General features: G+C 61.8%; 20 protein-coding genes and 1 pseudogene. 10 read left to right on the top strand and 11 right to left on the bottom strand.

The features are described 5' to 3' along the window. Positions 1-156 precede the first annotated feature (156 nt). The 4 genes from AMK05_RS12175 to AMK05_RS12190 all read left to right on the top strand — a co-directional run bounded on the left by AMK05_RS12175 (position 157) and on the right by AMK05_RS12190 (position 5668). Positions 157-1563 (top strand): MFS transporter, encoded by a 1407-nt coding sequence (locus AMK05_RS12175; RefSeq protein ID WP_064838690.1) that lies wholly within the window; start codon positions 157-159, stop codon positions 1561-1563. A 201-nt stretch (positions 1564-1764) separates the two neighbouring features. After that, the gene (locus tag AMK05_RS12180; protein ID WP_064838693.1) at positions 1765-3639 is read left to right on the top strand and encodes a methyl-accepting chemotaxis protein; all 1875 of its coding nucleotides are present in this window, start codon (positions 1765-1767) and stop codon (positions 3637-3639) included. A gap of 59 nt (positions 3640-3698) precedes the next feature. Beyond that, the gene (locus AMK05_RS12185) at positions 3699-4280 is read left to right on the top strand and encodes a hypothetical protein (RefSeq protein WP_064838696.1); all 582 of its coding nucleotides are present in this window, start codon (positions 3699-3701) and stop codon (positions 4278-4280) included. A gap of 326 nt (positions 4281-4606) precedes the next feature. Then, positions 4607-5668, top strand: coding sequence for a 3-deoxy-7-phosphoheptulonate synthase (locus AMK05_RS12190; protein ID WP_064838698.1), 1062 nt, complete (start codon positions 4607-4609; stop codon positions 5666-5668). Here AMK05_RS12190 and AMK05_RS12195 read toward each other — a convergent pair. Together AMK05_RS12195 and AMK05_RS12200 are read right to left on the bottom strand one after the other, a co-directional pair. Next, the gene (locus AMK05_RS12195; RefSeq protein ID WP_064838701.1) at positions 5665-6492 is read right to left on the bottom strand and encodes a TolB family protein; all 828 of its coding nucleotides are present in this window, start codon (positions 6490-6492) and stop codon (positions 5665-5667) included. The genes AMK05_RS12190 and AMK05_RS12195 overlap by 4 nt on opposite strands. A gap of 69 nt (positions 6493-6561) precedes the next feature. Beyond that, positions 6562-8241 carry an NAD+ synthase gene (locus AMK05_RS12200; RefSeq protein WP_064838703.1) on the bottom strand — a complete coding sequence of 560 codons (1680 nt, stop codon included), beginning with the start codon at positions 8239-8241 and terminating at the stop codon, positions 6562-6564. 190 nt (positions 8242-8431) lie between these two features. Here AMK05_RS12200 and AMK05_RS12205 point away from each other — a divergent pair, with 190 nt between their 5' ends. Further along, positions 8432-8962: a DUF1003 domain-containing protein gene (locus AMK05_RS12205; RefSeq protein ID WP_064838705.1), complete on the top strand. Its 531-nt coding sequence runs from the start codon at positions 8432-8434 to the stop codon at positions 8960-8962. Positions 8963-9102: 140 nt separating this feature from the next. Here AMK05_RS12205 and AMK05_RS33260 read toward each other — a convergent pair. Continuing rightward, positions 9103-9863 (bottom strand): IS5 family transposase gene (locus tag AMK05_RS33260; RefSeq protein WP_088930309.1). Its coding sequence is split into 2 segments (ribosomal slippage): positions 9103-9536 and positions 9536-9863, totalling 762 coding nucleotides; the frame shifts between segments, so codons are not numbered across the junction. A 68-nt stretch (positions 9864-9931) separates the two neighbouring features. Further along, complete coding sequence (locus AMK05_RS12220; protein WP_064838707.1) at positions 9932-10330, bottom strand: GFA family protein; 399 nt, start codon at positions 10328-10330, stop codon at positions 9932-9934. A 297-nt stretch (positions 10331-10627) separates the two neighbouring features. On the opposite strand from AMK05_RS12220, the pseudogene AMK05_RS12225 reads away from it, so the two are divergent. Continuing rightward, positions 10628-12462: pseudogene (locus AMK05_RS12225) on the top strand (ABC transporter ATP-binding protein). Positions 12463-12519: 57 nt separating this feature from the next. Here the strand turns inward: AMK05_RS12225 and AMK05_RS12230 are convergent. Next, positions 12520-13893, bottom strand: a complete 1374-nt coding sequence (locus AMK05_RS12230; RefSeq protein WP_003579666.1) for a class II 3-deoxy-7-phosphoheptulonate synthase — start codon at positions 13891-13893, stop codon at positions 12520-12522. Positions 13894-14148: 255 nt separating this feature from the next. Between AMK05_RS12230 and AMK05_RS12235 the strand changes: the two genes are divergently transcribed. After that, positions 14149-15432, top strand: a complete 1284-nt coding sequence (locus AMK05_RS12235) for a pilus assembly protein TadG-related protein (RefSeq protein WP_064838710.1) — start codon at positions 14149-14151, stop codon at positions 15430-15432. Between the two features lie 15 nt (positions 15433-15447). Here AMK05_RS12235 and gor read toward each other — a convergent pair whose 3' ends face one another. Beyond that, on the bottom strand, positions 15448-16833 hold the full coding sequence (gene gor / locus AMK05_RS12240) for a glutathione-disulfide reductase (RefSeq protein ID WP_064838712.1): 1386 nt from the start codon (positions 16831-16833) through the stop codon (positions 15448-15450). A gap of 183 nt (positions 16834-17016) precedes the next feature. On the opposite strand from gor, the gene AMK05_RS12245 reads away from it, so the two are divergent. Further along, positions 17017-17235 (top strand): hypothetical protein, encoded by a 219-nt coding sequence (locus tag AMK05_RS12245; RefSeq protein ID WP_064838714.1) that lies wholly within the window; start codon positions 17017-17019, stop codon positions 17233-17235. 44 nt (positions 17236-17279) lie between these two features. On the opposite strand, the gene AMK05_RS12250 is transcribed toward AMK05_RS12245, so the two are convergent. From AMK05_RS12250 to rpiA, 3 genes are all read right to left on the bottom strand, one after another. Further along, a complete protein-coding gene (locus tag AMK05_RS12250) occupies positions 17280-17564 on the bottom strand; it encodes an acylphosphatase (RefSeq protein WP_064841347.1) in 285 nt (94 codons plus the stop codon). Between the two features lie 94 nt (positions 17565-17658). Further along, a complete protein-coding gene (locus AMK05_RS12255) occupies positions 17659-18228 on the bottom strand; it encodes a DUF2059 domain-containing protein (RefSeq protein WP_003579679.1) in 570 nt (189 codons plus the stop codon). A 15-nt stretch (positions 18229-18243) separates the two neighbouring features. Then, positions 18244-18942 carry a ribose-5-phosphate isomerase RpiA gene (gene rpiA / locus AMK05_RS12260; RefSeq protein WP_064838717.1) on the bottom strand — a complete coding sequence of 233 codons (699 nt, stop codon included), beginning with the start codon at positions 18940-18942 and terminating at the stop codon, positions 18244-18246. 270 nt (positions 18943-19212) lie between these two features. Between rpiA and AMK05_RS12265 the strand changes: the two genes are divergently transcribed. Continuing rightward, positions 19213-19923 (top strand): HAD family hydrolase, encoded by a 711-nt coding sequence (locus tag AMK05_RS12265; RefSeq protein ID WP_064838719.1) that lies wholly within the window; start codon positions 19213-19215, stop codon positions 19921-19923. Positions 19924-20236: 313 nt separating this feature from the next. Here the strand turns inward: AMK05_RS12265 and AMK05_RS12270 are convergent, their stop codons facing one another. Continuing rightward, the gene (locus AMK05_RS12270) at positions 20237-22150 is read right to left on the bottom strand and encodes a L,D-transpeptidase family protein (protein WP_064838721.1); all 1914 of its coding nucleotides are present in this window, start codon (positions 22148-22150) and stop codon (positions 20237-20239) included. A gap of 70 nt (positions 22151-22220) precedes the next feature. Then, positions 22221-22487: a hypothetical protein gene (locus tag AMK05_RS34525; RefSeq protein WP_143535316.1), complete on the bottom strand. Its 267-nt coding sequence runs from the start codon at positions 22485-22487 to the stop codon at positions 22221-22223. Positions 22488-22548: 61 nt separating this feature from the next. On the opposite strand from AMK05_RS34525, the gene fumC reads away from it, so the two are divergent. Beyond that, on the top strand, positions 22549-23940 hold the full coding sequence (gene fumC, locus AMK05_RS12275; RefSeq protein ID WP_064838723.1) for a class II fumarate hydratase: 1392 nt from the start codon (positions 22549-22551) through the stop codon (positions 23938-23940). The last annotated feature ends 28 nt before the right edge of the window (positions 23941-23968 follow it).

A 23968-nucleotide genomic window follows, 5' to 3' on the forward strand; every position in this document is an offset into this window, starting at 1 on the left:
CAAGCCGGCTCTCACATCGCATTCAAACTGCCTGCGACATCGACTTCATGGACAGGCGGGTGTCGCTGCCCTAGAAATGAATTGATCCCGACCGACGCCCATGGCGCCGTGATTTGTCTCCTTGCATCCCGGTTGCCCGTGCCCCGCCTCACACCCATGATCCTTGCGGTCGCCCTGTTCATGGAACAGATGGATTCGACCGTCATCGCCACCAGCCTGCCGGCGATAGCGGCCGATATCGGCACCTCGCCGATCGCGTTGAAGCTTGCCGTCACCAGCTATCTCGTGGCGCTGGCGATCTTCATCCCGATCAGCGGCTGGATGTCGGATCGTTTCGGCGCGCGTAACATCTTCCGCATGGCGATCTTCGTCTTCATGATCGGCTCGGTCGCCTGCGCCTTTTCCAATTCAATCGCGGCCTTCGTCGTCGCGCGGCTGATCCAGGGCGCCGGCGGCTCGATGATGACGCCGGTCAGCCGCCTGCTGCTGGTCCGGGCAACGCCGCGCCACGAACTCGTCGATGCCATGGCCTGGCTAACCATTCCGGCGCTGATCGGGCCGATCATGGGTCCGCCGATCGGCGGTTTCCTCACCACCTATCTCACCTGGCACTGGATCTTCTGGATCAATGTCCCGATCGGCGTGCTCGGCATCATCCTCGTCACGCGTTTCCTGCCGGCGGTCGAGCCGCGCAGCCCGCGGCCGATGGATTTTCCGGGCTTCTTCCTTTGCGGCATCGGCTTTTCCGGATTCGTCTTCGGCCTCTCGGTGATCAGCCTGCCGGCCGTGCCGGTGATCTACGGCTATGTCACGGTGGCCGTCGGCATCCTTGCCGGCCTCCTCTATCTCCTGCATGCCCGCCGCGTGCCCTATCCGCTGCTCGATCCGAAAATGTTCCGCTACCCGATGTTCCGGGCGGCGATCCTCGGCGCCTCGAATTTTCGCATGGGGCTCGGCGCCCTGCCCTTTCTGATGCCGCTCATGTTGCAGCTCGGCTTCGGCCTGACGCCGCTGCAATCGGGCTCGGTCACCTTCGTCAGCGCGCTCGGCTCGATGGGCTCTAAATTTGCCGCTTCGCGCACCTTCAATGCCTTCGGCTTCCGCACCGTCACATCGATTACCACCTTGCTTGCGGCAATCTTCCTCGGCATCAATGGCTTCTTCACCACGGAGACGCCGCTGCCGCTGATCATGGCCTGCCTGCTGATCGGCGGCCTCTTCCGCTCCATGGCCTTTTCGGGCGTCAACGCCATGGCCTTCGGCGATGTCGACGATGCCGACAGCAGCCAGGCGACCGCGATCAACGCCGTGGCCCAGCGCATCTCCATGGCGATGGGAGTGGCGATCGCCGGCGGCATCCTCGAAATTTCGAGCGGCTTCCATGGCGGCAGGCTGCTGGTCTCGGATTTCCACACCGCCTTTTTCAGTGTCTCGGCGATTTCGGCGCTGGCCTGCATCACCTTCCTGCGCCTGCCGCGCGACGCCGGTGCCGAACTGACGACACGGCGCCGCAAGCACCGCCAGGCCGAGCCGGGTGAGGCCATGGCGGAAAACAGCCCTTGATCCCGCCGGCCGCCGTTTCGGTATCCCATTCCACTTTATGATTTCTTCACACATCGAAGACAGACTGCGTTTGCGCGTTTTGGGTCGCACAGGGGGACATGGGCATGAGTGCTCATGCTGCGACCGCCGGCGTGGATGCCTGTATTGATAGGCTGGTCGGGAACATATCCGACTGAGCCCGCGTTTCGAGGCCCCCGCGGCATGTTCCAATTTTTGAAAACGATGCCTCTGACAGCCAAGCTGGCGGCGATTATCGTGGCCGTCAACCTTTGCGGCATCTCCGCCTTTGCCACCTACACCTGGATGTATGAAACCAAGGCGTTGATCGATGGCGCCAAGGCGAACTGGTCCAAGGATGCGGAGCAATTTGCCTCTCTGGCCGCCGGCGGCGTGAAATGGGGCAAGGCGAACGCCGTTCGCGAGGCCTATTCGCTGTACCGCGACGATCCCTCGCTCGACCTCGTTCAGTTTGCCGCCTTCAACGCCGAACCTGCGGCCGTCGATACATGGACGCGCGACGGCATTGACGGTCTGCCGGCAGCCGCCGATCTGGCCAAGCGCCTCAGCGCCAAACCTGAGAAAACGACGATCGACGACAGCGGAGTATCGGCCGGTGTCGTGACCATCATCGCACCGCTTCCGCTGGACAAATCGGGCAAGGCGACCGGCTATGTCGTCACCAACTGGTCGGTTGAAAAAATTGCTGCTGAGGTCGAGCAGAAGGTGCTGATTTCGCTGCTGACGCAGTTCGCGATCACCGCCCTCGCCGTTGTCGCTTTCCTTCTCGCCATGCGCAGCCTCGTCGGCCGCCCTCTCCGGATTCTCAGCGAGCGGATCAGCGCCTTGCAGAAAGGCGATCTGGCCTCTCCCGTCACTTACAGGGAAAATGGCGACGAGATCGGCTTCCTGGCGCGTGCCCTGGAAGTTTTCCGTAACGAGGCGATTGCGAAAGTCGAAAGAGAACAGGCTGCGGCCGAGCAGAGCGCCTCGTTCGACGCCGAAAGGGCGCGCAACGCATCCTTGACGGAAGAGGCCAGCAACGCGCAGCGGCTGGTCATGACCGCGCTCGCCAATGAATTGGAAAAGCTCGCCGCCGGCGACTTCTCGACACACCTGGCCGATCTCGGCCCTGAATTCGATAAATTGCGGCAGGATTTCAACCGTATGGTCGAAGCGGTCGCGGCAGCGCTGACCGAGATCAAGATCGCCTCCGTCGCGGTTGAAGGCGGCTCGAGCGAGCTTGCCTCCTCCGCCGATCAGCTTGCCAAACGCACCGAGCAACAGGCAGCAGCCTTGGAACAGACCGCAGCCGCACTCGATGAGGTGACCACCACGGTCAGAACATCGTCGCAGCGGGCCGAAAGTGCCGGAAAGCTGGTCGAAGAAACGAAGCGCAGCGCCCATGTCTCGGCGACCGTGGTACGCGATGCGATCGGGGCGATGGATCGTATCCAGACCTCCTCGAGCCAAATCGGCCGCATTATCGGCGTCATCGATGAAATCGCTTTCCAGACGAACCTGCTGGCGTTGAACGCCGGCGTCGAGGCGGCGCGCGCCGGCGAAGCCGGCAAGGGTTTTGCGGTCGTCGCGCAGGAAGTGCGTGAACTCGCCCAGCGTTCCGCCAATGCGGCAAAGGAAATCAAGAACCTGATCAGCGTCTCCGGCCAGGAAGTGGCGGCCGGCGTCGGGCTGGTGAACGAAACCGGCGATGCCCTGTTGAAGATCGAGGAGCAGATCAACCGCATCAGCGACAGTATCGCTTCGATCGTCCAGTCCTACCGCGAACAGGCGACGGGCCTGCAGGAAATCAACGGCGCCATCAACCAGATGGATCATGCGACACAGCAAAACGCGGCAATGGTCGAGGAGACCAATGCCGCCTGCCAGGAACTGCGCACGCAGGGACGGCTTCTGCAGGATTCGGCCGGCAGGTTCACTGTTGGCGCCGCTGCCGCCAGCCAGCCCAAAGCCGCTCAACCCGTTCGTCAATCTCGCCCCGAACCCCGAGCCTTGGTGCAGCGGCATGCAGGAAATGCCGCCGTTGCCGCTGCTCCCGGTGCCTGGGAGGAGTTCTGACCTCGTCTTCGTTCGATAGACTTTATTCCTCAGCACCCATAATCAGGAAGGGAACAGTTATGAAGAAAGTTGTGTCCGCATTTCTTTTGGCCTGCACCGCAATTGCCGTGCCGACGGGCGTATCCATGGCCCAGGATGCGAAACTCGCCCCGATCTCCGACTACGTCACAAGCGATGTAAAGCCATGGCTTAACGACCCGGTCATCATCGAGGCCATCAAGGCCCAGAATGCCGCAAACGCCAATCTGGGCCAGGCCGATATCGACGCTCTCGACAAGAAGTGGCGCGCCGAGGTCGATGGGTCCGACCATTCGATGATCGACGGCGTGCTCGGCAATGCCTTGTCGAAATTCCTTCAGGAAAAGAAAGAGGCTTCCGGCGGCAAGATTGCCGAGATCTTCGTCATGGATGCAAAGGGGCTGAATGTCGGCCAAAGCGATCCCACCTCCGACTACTGGCAGGGCGATGAAGGCAAGTTCCAGAAATCCTTCGGCGCCGGCAAGGACGCCGTCTTCGTCGATGAGATCGAAAAGGACGAATCGACCCAGACGCTGCAGTCGCAGGCAAGCGTCACCATATCGGACGACAAGGGAACGCCGATCGGCGCCATCACCGTCGGCGTGAACGTCGACGCTCTCTGATCGTAAGACCTTATTTGGTTCGTATCTCTCGCCCAGAAGCAGCGCGCTTCTGGGCGATTGCTTTAAGCCCTCAGCAGGAACGGTGGCGCCGCGCCGGCGCGCGTGGCTTTCAGCCCAAAATTCTGCGTGACATCACGCAGCCGCGACGATACATACGCCTGATGTCGACCGCTTCGATCCACGCCTCGCGTTTTTATTGGTACCGCTGCTCCCAGCGGATGCGGGTCTATGCGTAACTGAAGTCGACGCGACGACAACCCGAACAGCCGCTAGTCTACCTGGCGGCTTTTTTATTCCGCTCGGTATGACCAAACAGGAGCCATACCGTGTCCGATACCATTGACGATCTCCGTATCCTCGAGATCACCCCGCTGACCAAACCCGCCGATATCATCGCGGAAATCCCGCGAACCGTTGCCGTCAGCGAGACGGTGACCAGCAATCGCCATGCGATCCATAAGATTCTCGAGGGAGAAGACGACCGCCTGATCGTCGTCATCGGCCCTTGCTCCATCCATGATCCTGCTGCGGCACGCGAATATGCCGAGCGGATGGCGGAACAGCGGCAGCGCTTCTCCAACGATCTCGAAATCGTCATGCGCGTCTATTTCGAAAAGCCCCGCACCACGGTCGGCTGGAAGGGCTTGATGAACGACCCGCATCTCGATGGCAGCTACCGCATCGAGGAAGGGCTTCGGATTGCCAGACGCCTGCTGCTCGACGTCAATGCCATGGGCCTGCCCGCCGGCGCCGAATTCCTCGAGACGATCACGCCGCAATACATTGCCGACCTCGTCAGCTGGGGCGCGATCGGCGCACGCACGACCGAAAGCCAGATCCATCGCCAGCTCGCATCCGGCCTCTCCTGCCCGATCGGCTTCAAGAACGGTACCGACGGCGGCGTCCGCGTCGCGCTCGACGCCATCCTCGCCGCCTCGCAGCCGCATCATTTCCCCGCCGTCACCAAGGACGGGCAGGCTGCGATTGCTTCAACAAAGGGCAACGAGGACTGCCAAATCATCCTGCGCGGCGGCAAACAGCCGAACTATGAAGCGGCCGACGTCGAAGCCGTGGTCGGCGAAGCCGTCAAGCTGGGCGTGACCCCGCGCATCCTGATCGATGCCAGCCATGCCAACAGCAGCAAGGATCCCATGAACCAGCCGCGCGTCGTCAAATCCGTGGCCGCGCAGATCGCCGTCGGCAACCGCCACATCAAGGGTATGATGATCGAGAGCAACCTCGTCGCCGGCCGCCAGGATCTCGTCCCCGGCAAAACGCTGGTCTACGGCCAATCCATCACCGACGGCTGCATCGGCTGGGACATGTCGGTTGCGACGCTGGAAGACCTGGCGCAATCCGCCCGCGCCCGGCGCAAGGCAGCCGCTTAAGCTTCCGGGAAATAGCGCACATAGGCGAATTCCTCGCCATCAGGAGACCAGCAGGGCACGTTGATCGTGCCCTGCCCGCCGAACAGCTCGAACAGCGTCTTCAGATTGCCGCCATCCATATCCATCAGCCGCAGCCGCACGTCGAGATCGCGCGGGTGGTCGAAAACCGAGGGGTCGTAGGACAGGATCAGCACCTTGTCGTTCCGGGGCGACGGATGGGCGAACCAGTTGCCCTGATTGTCCGAGGTCACCTGTTCCAGTCCGCTGCCATCGGGATGGACGCGCCAGATCTGCATCAGCCCGGTGCGGCTGGAATTGAAATAGATCCATTGTCCGTCGGCCGAATAGTCCGGCCCGTCATTGCGGCCCTCGCCATGCGTCAGCCGCGTCTCGGCGTCGCCATCGACGGAGATCGTGTAGATGTCGAAGAGGTCGTCGCGGATGCCGCAATAGGCAAGCCGGCGGCCATCCGGAGACCAGCCGTGCCAGTAGGACGGCGCGTTCTCGGTCACGAGCCGCGGCGTGCCGCCCGCAATCGGCAGGACGTAGATCGTCGACTTGCCGAATTCGGTCTTGTCGGAGATGACGATCTGAGTGCCGTCGGGCGAAATACCGTGATCGTTGTTGCAGTTCACGGCAAAGCCGGTATCGACCTTGGTGACTTCGCCGCCATGGAGCGGCAGCCGGTAGAGCAGCCCATCGCCATTCAAAAGCAGGTAGGAACCGTCAGGCGCGAAGTTCGGCGCCTCCACCAGCGTGTCCGTCTGCCAGACCTCGCGGGCTCTGCCCGTCCTGACATTGTAGATCTCGACCGAGCTGCGCATGTTTCCTCTCTCGCATTTCCAGAGCGATAGCGTCAGCAATCCCGATGGCGTCAGCAATCCCGATCGCGATTAGCGATCCCGGAACCGGTTGGTGATCGGATAGCGCCGGTCGCGGCCGAAATTCTTCTTGGTGATCTTTACGCCCGGCGCCGATTGCCGCCGCTTATATTCGGCAAGATAGAGCAGGTGCTCGATGCGATGGACGGTCGCCACATCATGGCCGCGCGCGACGATCTCCTCGACTGCCATCTCCTTCTCCACCAGGCATTCGAGAATATCGTCGAGCACCGGATAGGGCGGCAGTGAATCCTGATCCTTCTGGTCGGGACGCAGTTCGGCCGACGGCGCCTTGTCGATGATATTGTTCGGGATCACCTCGCCCGACGGCCCCAGCGCACTTGGCGGCACATTCTCGTTGCGCCAGCGGGCCAGCGCATAGACCTGCATCTTGTAAAGGTCCTTGATCGGATTGAAGCCGCCGTTCATATCACCGTAAAGCGTGGCGTAGCCCACCGACATTTCAGACTTGTTGCCGGTCGTCACCACCATCGAGCCGAACTTGTTGGAGATCGCCATCAGGATGACGCCGCGCGCCCGGCTCTGCAGGTTTTCCTCGGTGATGCCGCTATCCGTGCCCGCGAAGAGATCGGACAGCGCGCTGCTGAAGCCCGTCACCGGCTGCTCGATCGGCACGATGTCATAGCGGCAGCCGAGCGCCTTTGCGCAATCGGCCGCGTCCTTCAACGAGTCTTCCGATGTGTAGCGGTAGGGCAGCATGACGGTCCGCACCCGCTCCTCGCCCAGCGCATCGACGGCGATTGCCGTGCAGATCGCCGAGTCGATGCCGCCGGAAAGGCCGAGCACCACCGTCTTGAAGCCGTTCTTGTTGACATAGTCGCGAAAGCCGAGCAGGCAGGCCCGGTAGTCGGCCTCCTCGCCTTCAGGAATATGCGCCATCGGCCCTTCGGCGCAGTGCCAGCCGGCCTCGCCGCGTTTCCATGTCGTCACCGCCAGCGCCGTCTCGAACTGGCTCATCTGGAAGGCAAGCGATTTGTCGGCATTGAAGGCGAAACTGGCGCCGTCAAACACCAGTTCGTCCTGGCCGCCGAGCTGGGCGGCGTAGACCAGCGGCAGGCCGGTCTCGATCACCTGCTTCAGCACCACCTGATGGCGGATATCGACCTTGCCGCGATAATAGGGCGAACCGTTCGGCGACAGCAGAATCTCGGCTCCGCTTTCGGCCAGCGTCTCGCAGACGCCGAGATCGCCCCAGATATCTTCGCAGATCGGAATGCCGATGCGCACGCCGCGGAAATTGACCGGCCCCGGCATGGCGCCCTGGTTGAAGACGCGCTTCTCGTCGAACTCGCCGTAGTTCGGCAGATCGATCTTGTCGCGCACCGCGATCACCTTGCCGCCGTCCACCACGGCGACGGAATTATAGCGCCCGGTCTCGTCCTGCCGGGGAAAACCGATGAGAACGCCCGGCCCGCCATCGGCGGTATCCGCGGCGAGGCTTTCGACCGCCTTCCAGCAGGCGCGGATGAAGGCCGGCTTCAGTACCAGGTCCTCAGGCGGATAGCCGGAAATGAAGAGTTCGGTCAGGACGAGCAGATGCGCGCCTTCTCGAGCCGCATCGGCGCGCGCTTCGCGTGCCTTGACGAGATTGCCGGCGACATCGCCGACTGTCGGATTGAGCTGCCCGATGGCGATACGGAAGATATCAGAAAGAGCGTTTTCCTGTGTCATGTCATTTATTTAGCCTGCACCTTCCGCGACCGCAACATGTCCCGCGGCAAAAGCCGCACCTAGCGGTGACGAAATTTTTATGAACGGACGCGCGATGGTCTCGCGGCATAGACACGCATTGCAATTTGCCGGAGGAGCGGAATACTGCCCGAAAAGCGACTGCATCGATAACGGGCACCGGAAACAGGCCATGTCTAATCTCTCGAACTTCATGCACCATCATTTCGACAAGCCGGCCGACGAACTCGGCGACATCGAAAAACGCGTGCTGGCGAAGGCGCATGCGCGCAAGGTCATCTCAACCGATGTCAACGCCGCTCTTTCCGCCGAGTCCTCGTTCGGTGAGCGTGTCGCCGACGGCATCGCCCGCGTCGGCGGTTCCTGGTCCTTCATCCTCGCCTTCCTGGCCTTCCTTGTCGTCTGGACGCTGATCAACACCATCATTCTGGCAACAGGCGCTTTCGACCCCTACCCCTTTGTTTTCCTCAACCTGATCCTGTCGATGCTCGCCGCCATCCAGGCGCCGATCATCATGATGTCGCAGAACCGCCAGGCCGAACGCGACCGCTTCGAGGCCGCCAAGGATTACGAAGTCAATCTTAAGGCAGAGCTCGAGGTGCTCTCCCTGCACCAGAAGATCGACATGCGCGTGCTGACCGAGCTGACGGCGCTTCGCGAGGACGTCGCCCGCCTCAGCGCCGATCTTGCCGCCAGGGGCTAAAGCATGTCGCACAAAACTGTGCAGCGCTTTTCCCAGGCAAAGCGCAAGGCGCTTTGCCGCAACGACGTGCGTAAAAACAAAGACCTAAAGCGCGAGGAGCGAATCTGAAGATCGCGACGCGCTTTAGGAGCTGTGGACACTTATCTGAGCCATAGGATTGTTGCGGCCAGAGCGATCATGGCTTTGTAATTTCGAACGGTTTTCTCATATCGTGTGGCGATGCGTCGAAACTGCTTGAGCTTCGAGAAGCAGCATTCGACGAGATAACGCTGAGCATAGAGTTGCTTGTCGAGCGGATACTTCTTGGCACGCGAGGGATTGTTCGGGATGACCGCTTGCGCGCCCTTGTCGGCAATGAGTTTGCGTAGCCGGTCGCTGTCGTAGGCCGTATCGGCCATGACGACCTCGGCTGGCAGGTCTTCGATCAGGAGATCGGCTTGCGGGGCATCCCCTTTCTGACCGGCGGTCAGAATGAAACGAACGGGACATCCAAGGCCACGCACGGCCATATGGATTTTGGTGCTCAAGCCTCCGCGGGAACGGCCAAGGGCCTGATCTTCAGCCCCTTTTTTGCGCCGGAGGCGTGCTGGTGGGCGCGAATAATAGTGCTGTCGACGATCAGATATTCGAAGTCGGTATCCTCCGACATCGCCTCAAAGACACGCCACCAGACACCCTTTTGGCTCCAGCGGCTGAAGCGGCGAAACACGCTGTTCCAATCACCGAACACCTCCGGCAGATCGCGCCAGGGCGAACCCGTCCGCACGATCCACAAGACCGCTTCCACAAACATGCGATTGTCACGTCCAGACGAACCACGCGTGCGATCGTCGCCAATGATATGGCGAGACATCCGCTCCCACTGGTCATCTCGAAGAATGAGACGATCTAAAACACCCATGACTGCCTCCAAAAGACAGTCTTGAATCTGATTTGCTCACCTTTGGGAATCCCAAGAGTCCACGACTCCTAGACCGGATACCTGTCATATTGCGGCAGGCCATCTGTGATCTCATAGAAATCGCCCTTGTCGACGCAGTAGATGTGATGGCTAAAGGCAAGGCCGCTCGGCTCGTCGAAGCTTCCGGCCATGACGGAAATCTCCGGCGATTGGTCGCCCTGCCAGAACAGCGCCGAACCGCAGTTCGAGCAGAAGCCGCGCTGGGCTTCGGCGCTCGACCGATACCAACGGATCGCGCCGGCGTCTTCCACCGAAAGAGCGGCACGCGGCACGTTGACCGCCGCATAGTAAAACCCGGTCTGCCGGCGGCATTGCGAGCAATGGCAGCCGACGACGGGTCCGGGCTTTGCCCCGATTGAATATCGCACAGCGCCGCAAAGACAGCCGCCTGTATGCCGTTCGGTCATGTTCGCTCTCCCCTTTATGACTGAAATTGCCGCCGATCCGGCCTTCCGTCAAATCCATTCCGTTCAACAAAATCATCAGAAATCTTGACGAGCGCAGGCTTTGCCGATGCCCGGTTGCTGCGGTCATCGCTGTTGCCTGTCGACAACACCCGCCCATCCCGTCCCATCCCGGCATTGAATTAGTCGCTGTTGTCGGCGATACTGCGGCTGCAATTTCATTCGATCCCCGGGAGACTGACATGAGAGCGACCCTGTCCAAACAGAAAGGAAACATCGCCCACAGGGACATTCTGCCTCATGAATATTCGGTTCTCCCGTGCGAGGAAAAGCTCGCGACGCCATAACGCTTTCCTGAAATTATTCCTGCACGATCCCACCGTCGACCGCGGCCGACGCTGGTCGCGCATGCGAAAATTTCTCTCCTATTATCGCCCGCATCTGCCCTTGCTGCTGGCGGATTTGCTGTGCGCCATCCTTGTCGCCGGCACGGCGCTCGCGTTGCCGCTCTGCGCCAATATCGTCACCAGCCGCCTTCTGGCTCTGCCCGACGCCCCTGAGGCCTTTGCCCAGATCCTCGGGATGGGCGGCGTCATGCTGGCCGTCCTAGTGGTCCAGACGCCGCCATCTTCTTCGTCGACTATCGCGGCCACGTCATGGGCGCCCGCATCGAGGCGACGGTCCGGCAGGAACTCTTCGAGCACTGCCAGAAACTCTCGTTCAGCTTCTACGATCGCCAGCGCACCGGCCAGCTGATGAGCCGCATCACCAATGATTCCCTGTGGCTGGGGGAGCTCTTCCATCATGGCCCCGAGGACCTTTCCATCGCCGTGCTGAAATATGGCGGCGCCATGCTGGTGCTGTTCTTCATCGATCCGCCGCTGGCCGGCCTCATCCTGCTGCTGACGCCTGTCGCGGTGATCTATGCGCTCTATTTCAACCGGCGCATGAACCGCGCGCTGGAAGCCAGCAAGCACCAGATCGCCGCGGTCAACGAGCGCGTCGAGGATGCGCTGGCCGGCATCCGCGTCGTCCAGTCCTTCGCCAACGAGGCGCTGGAAAGGGAACGCTTCGCCGAGCAGAACCGGCGCTTCCTGCAAAGCCGCGCCGACGGCTACCGCAGCGAGGCGTGGTTTTCGGTCGGCACCGAAACCTTCGCCCAGCTCGTCACCATATTGGTGATCGTCGTCGGGGGCTTACGCATCCTGGCAGCGGAACTGACCGTCCCGGATATGCTGACCTTCCTGCTCTGCGTCGCCGTGCTGGTCGATCCCGTCCAACGGCTCGCCAATTTCGTACGTCTCTGGCAGGAGGGCTATACCGGTTTCATCAGGGCGATGGAAATCCTGGAGATCGACCCTGATATCACCGATCGCCCGACCGCCAGGCCGATGCCGACGCCAAGGGGGGAGATCAGTTTCTCCGACGTCGCCTTCGGCTACGAGGCCGATGGCCCGCGCGTGCTGGAGCGGCTGTCCCTCACCATCGCCCCCGGCGAGTTCGTTGCCCTCGTCGGTCCTTCAGGGGTCGGCAAGAGCACGCTTTGCGCACTCATACCGCGGTTTTACGATGTCGAGGCCGGAGCGATCCACATCGACGGCACCGATATTAGAGACGTGACGCTGGCCTCGCTGCGGCGCCATGTCGGGGTGGTGCAGCAGGATGTCTATCTCTTTGCCGGCACCGTGGCGGAAAACCTGCGCTATGGCAGGCCCGACGCCAGCGATGCGGAGCTGGAGGCGGCGGCCCGCGCCGCCAATGCGCACGATTTCATCATGGCCCTGCCCCAGGCTTATGACACCGATATCGGCCAGCGCGGCGTCAAGCTCTCCGGCGGCCAGCGCCAGCGCATCACCATCGCCCGCGCCTTCCTCAAAAATCCGGAGATCCTGATCTTCGACGAGGCGACCAGCGCGCTCGACAACGAAAGCGAAAGGGCGGTGCAGCAGGCGCTGCTCAGCCTCGCGAACGGCCGGACCACCTTGGTCATCGCCCATCGCCTGTCGACCGTCCGCCATGCCGACCGCATCCTGGTGCTGACGGCTGACGGCATCGTCGAACAAGGCACGCATGACGAGTTGATGGCGCATGACGGCGTCTACGCCAACCTGCACAGCGTGCAGGCCAGCATTTGACTGCAATAAAAAACCCGGCATCGGCCGGGTTTTTTTGTCACTCGTCTCGGGTCGGCCTCAGCCGTTGGCGACCATACGCTTCTCGTCGCGGCCGCCCTTCATGCGTTCGGCAAGCAGGAAGGCAAGCTCGAGCGCCTGGTCGGAATTGAGGCGCGGATCGCAATGGGTGTGGTAGCGGTCCTGCAGGTCGTCGGCGGTGACGGCGCGGGCGCCGCCGGTGCATTCCGTCACGTCCTTGCCGGTCATTTCGACATGGATGCCGCCGGGATGCGTGCCCTCGGCGCGGTGGATCTGGAAGAAGCTTTCGACTTCCGACAGGATCCGCTCGAAGGGACGGGTCTTGTAGTTGTTGAGCGTGATCGTGTTGCCGTGCATCGGGTCGCAGGACCAGACGACCTTGCGGCCCTCGCGCTCGACGGCGCGGATCAGCCGCGGCAGGTTTTCGGCGACCTTCTCATGGCCGAAGCGGCAGATCAGCGTCAGACGCCCGGCTTCGTTAGCCGGATTCAGGATGTCAATCAGTTGCAGCAGATCGTCGGCCTGCAGCGACGGGCCGCATTTCAGGCCGATCGGGTTCTTGATGCCGCGGCAATATTCGATATGCGCATGGTCGGCCTGGCGCGTGCGGTCGCCGATCCAGATCATGTGGCCCGATGTGGCATACCAGTCGCCCGAGGTGGAATCGACGCGAGTCAGCGCCTCCTCGTAGCCGAGCAGCAGCGCCTCATGGCTGGTGAAGAAATCGGTCTCGCGCAGGCTCGGGTGGTTTTCCGAGGTGATGCCGATCGCCTTCATGAAATCCATGGTTTCGCTGATGCGGTCGGCAAGCTTGCGGTAGCGCTCGCCCTGCGGGCTGTCCTTGACGAAGCCGAGCATCCACTGATGCACGTTTTCGAGATTGGCGTAACCGCCCATCGCGAAGGCGCGCAGAAGGTTCAGCGTCGCGGCCGACTGGCGGTAGGCCATGGCCTGGCGTTCCGGGTTCGGAATGCGCGACTCCTCGGTGAACTCGATGCCGTTGATGATGTCGCCGCGATAGGCCGGCAGCGTCACATCGCCCTGCTTCTCGACATTCGACGAACGCGGCTTGGCGAACTGGCCGGCGATGCGGCCGACCTTGACGACCGGCAGTTGCGCGCCGAAGGTCAGCACGACGGCCATCTGCAGGAAGGCGCGGAAGAAGTCGCGGATATTGTCGGCGCCGTGTTCGGCGAAGCTCTCGGCGCAGTCACCGCCCTGCAACAGGAAGCCGTTGCCTTCGGCGACATTGGCGAGATGCTTCTTCAGGCGGCGCGCCTCACCGGCAAAAACCAGCGGCGGATAGCTGGCGAGCGTGGCCTCCGTTGCCGCCAACGCGGCTGCGTCCGGATATTCGGGAACCTGCAGGATCGGTTTCTGCCGCCAGCTGCTCGGGGTCCAATTCTCTGCCATGTCACTCACCTCACTCACATCCGTCCCTGGGATGCACCTATCCTTGATTGCGGCGGCTTATAGACCTTTAGATCGGGCTTGCAAAGGCCAATCGCCCGATGCTCCACGCCATGCCGCCGCCATCGGCCGACGCTCGCATATAGGTAGCAAAAATCCCCGCTTCCATCGTTAAACCAGCATATACCACGTCGATTTCCCTATATTTTAGACTTTGAATGTAGAACCGGAAGGAGGTTTCAACATCGGGGACATGTCATGGCGATCCTTCCGCCCGGCTTCATAGCGGACCGCTCAGGCAATTTCGGCATCATGACCGCATTGCTGATGGTGCCGCTCCTTGGCATGGCAGGCATGGCGGTGGATTTCGCTCACGCCATGAGCCTGCGCACCCAGCTCTTCGCCGCCGCCGATGCTGCCGCGGTCGGCTCGATCGCCGAAAAATCCGGCGCGGTCGCCGCCGCCATGACCATGAGCGGCAACGGCACGATCTCGCTCGGCAAGACCGACGCCCGCAGCATCTTCATGTCGCAGGTGTCGGGAGAACTGGCGGACGTGAATGTCGATCTCGGCATCGACGTTACCAAGACCGCCAACAAGCTGAATTCGCAGGTTTCGTTCACCGCCACCGTGCCGACCACCTTCATGCGTATTCTCGGCAAGGATTCGATCACCATCTCCGGCACGGCGACCGCCGAATACCAGACCGCCGCCTTCATGGATTTCTACATCCTGCTTGACAATACGCCCTCTATGGGCGTCGGCGCGACACCCAACGATGTTTCAAAGCTGGAGGCCAAGACAGGCTGCGCCTTTGCCTGCCATCAGATGGATCAGAGCACCAACAATTACACCATCGCCAAAAGCCTCGGCGTCGCCACGCGCATCGACGTGGTGCGCCAAGCGACCCAGGCGCTGACCGATACAGCCAAGACCCAGCGCGTCAGCAGCGGCCAGTTCCGCATGGGCGTTTATACGTTCGGCACCAAGGCCGAGGACGCAAAGCTCACGACGATTTCCGGCCTTACCTCCGACCTGACGAAGGTGAAAAACTATACCGACGCGGTCGATCTGATGACTATTCCCTACCAGAACTACAATAGCGACCAGATCACCAACTTCGACAGCGCCATGACGCAGATGAACACCATCATCGATCCGGCCGGTGACGGCACGTCGAACACCAGCCCCGAAAAGATCCTATTCTTCGTTTCCGATGGCGTCGGCGACAGCTACAAGCCGTCCACGTGCACCAAGAAGACAACCGGTGGCCGCTGTCAGGAGCCGATCGACACCTCCTTCTGCAAGCCCTTGAAGGATCGCGGCGTCAAGATCGCCGTGCTCTATACCACCTATCTACCGTTGCCGAGCAACAGTTGGTATAATACCTGGATCAAGCCTTTCCAGAACGAGATCCCGACGAAGATGCAGGCCTGCGCCTCGCCCGGCTTCTACTTCGAGGTGTCGCCGACCGAAGGTATCGCGGATGCGATGAAGGCGCTCTTCCTCAAGGTCATCCGCGCGCCGCGCATTACCAGCTAAGCGCACACGGATGTCTCAGACGCGCTGCCCATCACGGACCCGATAGCTCGGCGCATACATGGTGACGAGCTCTTCGGCCGCCGTCGGATGCAGCGCCATCGTCTGGTCGAAATCGTCCTTGGTGCAGCCGGCCTTCAGCGTGACGCCGAGCAGCTGCGCCATCTCGCCGGCATCGTGGCCGAGGATATGGGCGCCCACCACCTTGCGGCTCGCCGCATCGACGATCAGCTTCATGATCATCCGCTCGGCTCGGCCGGAAAGTGTGGCCTTCAGCGGCCGGAACTGCGCCCGATAAACCTCGAGCTCGCCGTAACGCTTGCCCGCCTCCTCTTCCGAAAGACCGACGGTGCCGATCTCCGGCTGCGAGAAGACGGCGGTCGGGATCAGCTCGTAGTCCGGCCGGGTCGGATTGTTCTTGTACTCGGTTTCGATGAAGCACATCGCCTCGTGGATCGCCACCGGCGTCAACTGTACCCGGTTGGTGACATCGCCGAGCGCATAAATGTTTTCGACATTGGTGCGGGAATAGTCGTCGACGATAATCGCTCCGCGCTCGTCGACCGCGACGCCGGCCGCATCGAGGCCGAGGCCTTCGGTGTTCGGGTCGCGCCCGAGCGCCAGCATGACGACGTCGGCCTGTAGCGTGCCGCTGTTCAACGTCTCCAGAACGAGTCCGCCCTCGCCCTTCGACACCTTCTGCAGCGTGTCGTGGCAAAGGATGCGGATGCCCTTGGCAACCATCGCCTCGTGCAGTCCGCGCCTCAGATCCTCGTCGAAGCGCGACAGAATCTCGGCGCCGCGATAGATCAGCGTCGTCTCGACGCCGAGGCCATGGAAGATATTGGCGAACTCGACGGCGATATAGCCGCCGCCTGATATCACGATCGATCTCGGCAGCACTTCGAGATGAAAGGCCTCGTTGGAGGAGATGCAGAACTCGTGGCCGGGAAGGGCCGCATGCGGGTTCGGCCGTCCGCCGGTGGCGATCACGATGGTCTTCGCCGTCACCGTCTGCCCTGTTTTCACAAGCCGCAACGTATGAGCGTCGACGAGTTCGGCACGCGTTTCCAGGATCTCGGCATTGGCGCCGGCAAGACCCTTCTTGTAGAGGCCTTCCAGCCGGACAATTTCGACATCCTTGGCCGCCACCAGCTTCTTCCAGTCGAAGCTGCTTTCGCCGACCGTCCAGCCGAAGCCGGCCGCATCCTCGAAATGCTCGTGGAACTGCGAGGCATAGACGAAGAGTTTCTTCGGCACGCAGCCGCGAATGACGCAAGTACCGCCGTAGCGGTACTCCTCGGCGATCGCCACCTTTTTGCCGAGCGAGGCAGCGACACGCGCGCCGCGCACGCCTCCGGAACCGCCGCCGATGACGAAGAGGTCGTAGTCGTAGGAAGACATGAGGAGCTCCGGAAGGGAATCGCAGGAAGGTTGTTGCTGATATAGGGGCGATCGCCCTGAAAACAAAAGCCCGCTCCTGCATCATCCCGTTCCCCTCGCCCGAATCTTCACGGCAAACGGTTGACCCGGCCGCCCGAGGCTGGCAGGCAAATCCACGCAATAAAAAAGAAGCCGGAGCAAACGATGGATCAGACTCTCTTCGCCAACCTGTGCAAGGCCGGCAAATTCAAGGAAGCGCTCGGCCTCGCCATCCAAGGCCATGAGAACGAAAAATACGCACCGAGCCGTTTCGCGATGGACAAGAAAACAGGACTGCCGATCTTCTACCGCGGCAACAAGCGCGTCGAGCCGGATGAAACGGGCGTGTGGCAATTGGCCAAGAGCTCGCAGGATTGGGGCTGAGGGTCCGGTGTTTCCGGATGCGCATCCCTTGGCGGTTTGCCGCGTCAACCCGTGATGCGGAAACCCGCCGGCATTGTCTCGAGCGGGCTCGCTTCCGTCTCGACATCGGAAACCAATGCGCCCGCAGGCCCGCGGCCGAAGCGCTCGATCATTGTCGAGATGGCGGTATCGGGCCCTGCGATCAAAGCGGCGACAGATCCGTCCGCTTCATTGCGCACCCAGCCTGTGAGCCCGAGCCGCAGCGCCTCATCGCGCGCCCACATGCGAAAGCCGACACCCTGGACCCGGCCTGATACCCGCACGCGCACAGCCTCGTAATGAGCAGACATGTTGCCTCGCCAAAGCCTCATCGGCATTACGGCATCCATCATAGCAAAAAAGCCCGGGCGATGCCGGGCTTTTGCAAATCCGCCGAGGCGGTCCTTACTTCTGGGCAGCCGGCGCCGGAGCGGGCGCGGGTGCAACCGGGCTGTCGGTTGCCGGCGGCGGCGCCTTGATGACCTTGGAAAGCTCGGCATTGCTCTGCTTTTCCAGGTCGCGGGAAATGCCCTGCGCCCAGATGTCGGCAGCCTTCGCCGTCTCGCGCGAGGCGACCGGGCCGTCGCGCAGCAGCTTCTTGCCGACGTCGGAATTATAGAAGTCGGCGATCGCCTTCAGTTCGTCGGCGGTAAAGGTCTTGGCGTAGGTGAGCGCCGCCTCCTTCTCCAGATCGCCGCGGCGGGGCGCCAGCGCCAGCGCCTGCGCGTCGACCGTCGACGAAATGATGTCCTGGTAGTTCGGCGAATCCTGGATCAGGCCGGCCTTCAGTCGCTCGGCAAGACCGGGCAGAATGTTGTCGAACTGGGCCGTGGCGCCGATGGCGTCGATCGCCGCGCGAGACGCCTTCAGCTGCTCCTCGGAGACCTCCTGCGCCTTGACGGCGGAGCCGAAGGCAAGCCCGGAAAGAACGATCGTCGCAGCGGCAAAACGGCCAAGACCTGCAATGTTCATCATGAGTGTATGCTCCTGTTATCTGTTTGCCTGCAGCGTGCGCGCACCTGCAGGACCGGCAATGATCGCAAGTGCCGCCATATTGATAAAGAGCCCGTGTTCGACGACGCCGGGTATGGAATTCAGCTCGCTCGAAAGCGCCTCTGCATCAGGAATGCGGCCAAAAGATGCATCGATGATGTGATGGCCGCCATCCGTGGTAAACTCTCCGTCACCGGATTGGCGCAGGCTGAGTTCGCCGGAAAGGCCGAGCCGGGCCGCGACCTTCTCGATCGCGATCCGTGTCGAGACGAGCCCGAATGGATTGACCTCGATCGGCAGCGCGTAGGCGCCGAGCGTGTCCACAAGCTTGCTCTCGTCGGCAATGACGATCATCCGCTCGGAAGCGGCCGCGACGATCTTTTCGCGCAGCAGCGCGCCGCCGCCGCCCTTGATCAATCTGAGCGCCGGATCGACCTCGTCGGCGCCGTCGATCGTCAGATCGAGTGCCGGCAGTTCATCGAGCGATTTCAGCGGCACGCCGAGTTCGACGCAAAGCCGCGCCGTTCTTTCTGACGTCGGAACGCCTTCGACCCTGAAGCCGCCCGCGACCTTCTCCGCCAGCAGGCGAACGAATTCTTCCGCCGTGCTGCCTGTGCCGATGCCGAGGCGCATTTCGTCTTCGACATGGGCGAGTGCGGCTGCGGCGGCCTTGATCTTCATTTCGCGGGCATCCATGCGCCGCCAACTCCGAATTATTGCGTTGGATGTGCTGTTTACACGGCTCGCCTGGCAAACGAAAGTCAAAATCATCACGGAAAATGAAAAGCCGAAACAAATGCCTGTGGCCTTCCCGACGAGCCTCCCGACGTTGCTTTCTGCCGCGCGATCGCCTACCTCAGAAACCATCATCTTTCCGGGGCGACCTGTCGTTCCCTTGAACGACATTCGTTCCGCCGGGACCACCCGTCGCTCTCCAGAACGACCCATCGCGCAAAGAGGCAACCCTTGACCCCTTCCCCTGTCCGCCCGGCACTCATTGTCTTCGATCTCGACGGCACCCTTCTCGACACCCATACGGATCTGGTCGAGAGCCTGAACCACACGATCGCAGCCCTTGGGCTCGAACCGGTCAGCTATGACGACCTCACCCATCTCGTCGGCAACGGCGCGCGCGTGATGATCGAGCGCGCCTGCCGCTTGCGCGGCCATCCGCTCGAAAGCGACGCCCTGCCGCCGCTCGTCGAGCGCTTCGTCATCCATTATGCCGGCAACATGCCCGGCCGCACCGAGCCCTATCCCGGCCTCCTCGCGGCGATGGACCGGCTTAAATCTGCCGGTTACCGCCTCGCCGTCTGCACCAACAAGATGGAAAGCCTGGCGCTCGGCCTGCTCGAAAAACTCGACCTCGTCAGCTATTTCGACGCCATATCAGGCGGCGACAGCTTCCCCGTGCGCAAGCCCGACGCCCGCCACCTCACCGGCACCATCGACCGCGCCGGCGGCGACATCGCCCGCACCGTGATGATCGGCGACAGCATCAACGACATCGCCGTCGCCCGGAATGCCGGCGTACCGTCGATCGCCGTCCCCTTCGGTTATTCCGACGTGCCGGTCTCCAACCTCGATCCGGATATGATCATCACCCATTACGATGAGCTGACGCCTGATCTGGTGGAGAGGCTGTTGCAGGAATATGCGGTGAAGGTCGCGGTGTAAGACTGATAAATCAGGCTGAAGCGATTGCGGTTTTGGCCCCCTCATCCGACCCTTCGGGCCACCTTCTCCCCGCTGGGGAGAAGAGGGGAGCAAGTTGCTTCCGACACTGCAAAAACGAACCCACCTGCTTAATGGTATACCATTCGATGGGGCGATGACGAAGCGGCGTTCGCCCTCTTCTCCCCAGCGGGGAGAAGGCGGCCCGAAGGGTCGGATGAGGGGGGCCACACGGCACAGCCTTTACCAAAAAACCACTCCAAAACAAAACGGGCGGCCCGAAGACCGCCCGCTGCATAACCCGCTAAACCCTACGTCAAATCTGCGCACCACGCGCCTTCGTCGTCGCGTCGAAAGCCTTGTCGACATAGGCGTCACGGCCATAGACGTCGTCGAAATACTCCACCACGCCGTCCTTGTTCGGCCAGGCGGTGAAGTAGGACACGTAGACCGGGATCTTCTGCGGCACCTTCACCGCATGGTTCTGCCCGCTGGCGATCTGCTTGGCGACGTCGTCGACCGACGTGCCGAGCACGGCGGCGGCCATTGCGCGCGGATTGGAAAGACGCACGCAGCCGTGGCTCAGAGCCCGCATATCACGCTTGAAAAAGCTCTTCGACGGCGTGTCGTGCATGTAGATCGCGTGGCTGTTCGGGAACAGGATCTTCAGTTCACCGAGCGCATTGTCGCTGCTCGGCGGCTGGCGCACCGAAACATTATTGGTCGAGCCGTACCAGTCGACACTCGACGAGGCGACGGCATGGCCGTTCACTTCGACTTCATAGCCGAGCTGGTCGAGATAGTTCGGGTCCGAGCGCAGCTTCGGCAGCATCTCGTTGATGATGATCGACTGCGGCACGCCCCAGAACGGGTTGAACTCCACCGTCTCGATCTCGTCGTCGAAGAAATAGGTCTGGTTGTTCTTGCCGCCGACAACGACGCGCATCGACAGCTGTTCCTTGCCGTCATTGTGGTAATAGGCCATGAAGGCCGGCTGGTTGATCATCACGTAGCGTGAACCGAGATCCTCCGGCAGCCAACGCGCCTGCTCCATGGCGACATCGAGCTTGTCGATCTTCGAGGCATTGGTATCGCCGCCGGTCATGGCGCGCACGGTCGCCTGGCCGATGACACCATCGGCCTTCAGTCCCCGCTCTTGCTGGAAGGCCTCGACCAGCGAGACGATATCGGGCGAGTAGTCACTGCTGCCTGCGTAAGCGGCAAGCGTTGCCGCGTGGTCGGTCTTCAGCGTTTCGGACCCATGCTTGCCGATCGCCTTGACGATATTGGCGATCTCGGGCGAGCTGTCGCCAGGCTTCAGCAGTTTGTCGAGCGAAACGACGATTCGCTCCTCATTGCCGCCATCGGCGGCGCGAAGCTTGGCAAGCTCCGCTTTCAGCGCCTCGAACTGCGGACCATCGGGCGAGCGGCTGGCTATATAGGCGCCGGCATCGGGGCTCATACGGGCAAGCTTCAGCACCGGCGTCAGATTGACCACCTTGCGCTGGAAATCGTGATAGCCGGAAATCTTGTTCGGATCGATGCGGCCGCGCACCGTATCCTGCACAAAGGCCAGCACCTTGGCCGAGAGTTCGAGTTCGAACTGCGTCAGCGCCCGGTCGCGGGCGGCGGGATCGGGATTGGCAGGATCGATATCCGGCGTCTGGACAGCGTAATCGGCCGGGTCGAGACCGACCGAAGCCACATCGGCAAGTGCCGCCATCGCCGACTTGGCGCGGTCGTTGACCTGGTTGCCCTCGACCCAGACAAGCGGATTGCGGCTGTCGCCGTAATAGGCTTCGAGCGCCTTTGCGACGTCAGCATTGGCGCGCACCTTGGCCTGCGCCAGGAAACGGCGCTGCACGGCGGGTTCGGCGCCGGCATCGCCACCGCTCGCCGAAACATCGGCGACCGCGCCGGTGACGACAGGATCGGCAAACTTGCTGGTGTCGACGAACTGCAGCGTCTCGGTCTTATAGGTGTAGTAACGCGGGCCGCTGACCTTCGGCAGCGGCGCTTCCGGATCGAGCCCGCCGAGCGAGCCGCCATCGGCGCCGCGCGGCACCGGACGGCCGGGCGCCTGATCCATGAAGATGGTGCTTTGGGTCCGCTGCCTGTCGCCGCGCAGCATGTCCATCAAAGTATAAGCATGCGCGGGTGCGGCACTCATAACCGCTACGCCGCAGGAAATTGCCAATGCGGATGCCGCGCTTTTCAAAACGAACGTCATATATCTTCCAGTCCCGGTGTCATGCTGTTCTCAGCTCAAATCCCGCGAAACTCAGCGTCCGGCTCATTGATCAGAAACCGGCCTGCGCCGCCAGCGCCGGCGGACTCAATTCTGTGTGACGGAGTTCCTGCATGGCGCCGCGCAGAAGTTCACACAAAATTATGAAATTATTAGTTAATTTTTTACCGAATTTTCGCATCCGGGCCAGTGGGACGAATTCGCCCGGACGCATAAAATTTTCAAAGTGGCCGAAAAAGCACGCCGCACAACCCATCAAAACATGACTGCCAATTTCAATATTTCCTATCGCGTCCGGTTTTCTTGTCGGACGTTCCAACCTATAAGACCTCATCTTTCTCAGATGACCGAAAACAGCATGTAAAGGGAAGGCAAGGCCGATGACCGCAACCCGCACCGAAACCGATACTTTTGGCCCGATCGACGTCGCCGCCGACCGATATTGGGGCGCCCAGGCCGAACGTTCGCTCGGCAATTTCAAAATCGGCTGGGAAAAGCAGCCGCTGTCGATCGTGCGCGCGCTCGGCATCGTCAAGCAGGCCGCCGCCCGCGCCAACATGTCGCTCGGCCAGCTCGACCCTGCGCTTGGCAAGGCAATCGTCGACGCCGCCCAGGAAGTGATCGACGGGAAGCTCGACGAGCATTTTCCGCTTGTCGTCTGGCAGACCGGTTCGGGCACGCAGTCCAACATGAATGCCAATGAGGTGATCTCCAATCGTGCTATAGAAATGCTCGGCGGCGTCATGGGTTCCAAAAAGCCGGTGCATCCGAACGATCACGTCAATATGAGCCAGTCGTCGAACGACACCTATCCGACGGCGATGCACATCGCCTGCGCCGAACGGATCGCCCATCACCTGCTGCCATCCCTGAAGCACCTGCATGCCGCCCTCGACATGAAGGTCACCGAATTCAGCCACATCATCAAGATCGGCCGCACCCACACCCAGGATGCGACGCCGCTGACGCTCGGCCAGGAATTTTCCGGTTATGCCGCCCAGGTCGGCTCCGCCATCAAGCGCATCGAAATGACCCTGCCCGGCCTCTGCGAACTCGCCCAGGGCGGCACCGCCGTCGGTACCGGCCTCAATGCGCCGGTGGGCTTTGCCGAAAGGGTCGCCGAAGAGATCGCCGCCATAACGGCCATGCCCTTCGTCACCGCGCCGAACAAGTTCGAGGCGCTCGCCTCTCATGACAGCATGGTCTTTTCCCATGGCGCCATCAATGCGGCCGCCGCCGCCCTCTTCAAAATCGCCAACGACATCCGCCTGCTCGGCTCCGGCCCGCGCGCCGGTCTCGGCGAACTGGCGCTGCCGGAAAACGAACCCGGCTCGTCGATCATGCCCGGCAAGGTCAACCCGACCCAGTGCGAGGCACTGACGCAGGTCTGCATCCACATCTTCGGCAATCACGCCGCGCTGACCTTCGCCGACAGCCAGGGCCATTTCGAGCTCAATGTCTACAATCCGATGATGGCCTATAATTTCCTGCAGTCGGTGCAACTGCTGGCCGACGCCGCCGTCTCCTTCACCGACAATTGCGTCGTCGGCATCGAGGCGCGCGAGGACAATATCAAGGCCGGCCTCGAACGCTCGCTGATGCTGGTCACCGCCCTCGCCCCGAAGATCGGCTACGACGCAGCCGCCAAGATCGCCAAGACCGCCCACAAGAACGGCACGACGCTGAAGGAAGAAGCGCTTGCGAGTGGACTGGTCTCGGCGGAAGATTACGATGCGATCGTCCGGCCGGAAACAATGATCGGGCCGAAGTAAGACGTTGGGGGGTACCGCCCACCTCTCC

The organism is Rhizobium sp. N324, from assembly GCF_001664485.1.
Classification (GTDB): Bacteria; Pseudomonadota; Alphaproteobacteria; order Rhizobiales; family Rhizobiaceae; genus Rhizobium.

What these genes read in the sequence shown, in the direction of transcription:
- AMK05_RS12180 (WP_064838693.1), top strand. Translation starts at nt 1,765, where the DNA reads ATGTTCCAATTTTTGAAAACGATGCCTCTGACAGCCAAGCTGGCGGCG.
- AMK05_RS12195 (WP_064838701.1), bottom strand. Translation starts at nt 6,492, where the DNA reads ATGCGCAGCTCGGTCGAGATCTACAATGTCAGGACGGGCAGAGCCCGC.
- AMK05_RS12230 (WP_003579666.1), bottom strand. Translation starts at nt 13,893, where the DNA reads ATGGCAGAGAATTGGACCCCGAGCAGCTGGCGGCAGAAACCGATCCTG.
- gor (WP_064838712.1), bottom strand. Translation starts at nt 16,833, where the DNA reads ATGTCTTCCTACGACTACGACCTCTTCGTCATCGGCGGCGGTTCCGGA.
- AMK05_RS12245 (WP_064838714.1), top strand. Translation starts at nt 17,017, where the DNA reads ATGGATCAGACTCTCTTCGCCAACCTGTGCAAGGCCGGCAAATTCAAG.
- rpiA (WP_064838717.1), bottom strand. Translation starts at nt 18,942, where the DNA reads ATGGATGCCCGCGAAATGAAGATCAAGGCCGCCGCAGCCGCACTCGCC.
- fumC (WP_064838723.1), top strand. Translation starts at nt 22,549, where the DNA reads ATGACCGCAACCCGCACCGAAACCGATACTTTTGGCCCGATCGACGTC.
- AMK05_RS12175 (WP_064838690.1), top strand. Translation starts at nt 157, where the DNA reads ATGATCCTTGCGGTCGCCCTGTTCATGGAACAGATGGATTCGACCGTC.
- AMK05_RS12220 (WP_064838707.1), bottom strand. Translation starts at nt 10,330, where the DNA reads ATGACCGAACGGCATACAGGCGGCTGTCTTTGCGGCGCTGTGCGATAT.
- AMK05_RS12205 (WP_064838705.1), top strand. Translation starts at nt 8,432, where the DNA reads ATGTCTAATCTCTCGAACTTCATGCACCATCATTTCGACAAGCCGGCC.
- AMK05_RS12250 (WP_064841347.1), bottom strand. Translation starts at nt 17,564, where the DNA reads ATGTCTGCTCATTACGAGGCTGTGCGCGTGCGGGTATCAGGCCGGGTC.
- AMK05_RS12235 (WP_064838710.1), top strand. Translation starts at nt 14,149, where the DNA reads ATGGCGATCCTTCCGCCCGGCTTCATAGCGGACCGCTCAGGCAATTTC.
- AMK05_RS12270 (WP_064838721.1), bottom strand. Translation starts at nt 22,150, where the DNA reads ATGACGTTCGTTTTGAAAAGCGCGGCATCCGCATTGGCAATTTCCTGC.
- AMK05_RS12200 (WP_064838703.1), bottom strand. Translation starts at nt 8,241, where the DNA reads ATGACACAGGAAAACGCTCTTTCTGATATCTTCCGTATCGCCATCGGG.
- AMK05_RS12255 (WP_003579679.1), bottom strand. Translation starts at nt 18,228, where the DNA reads ATGATGAACATTGCAGGTCTTGGCCGTTTTGCCGCTGCGACGATCGTT.
- AMK05_RS12185 (WP_064838696.1), top strand. Translation starts at nt 3,699, where the DNA reads ATGAAGAAAGTTGTGTCCGCATTTCTTTTGGCCTGCACCGCAATTGCC.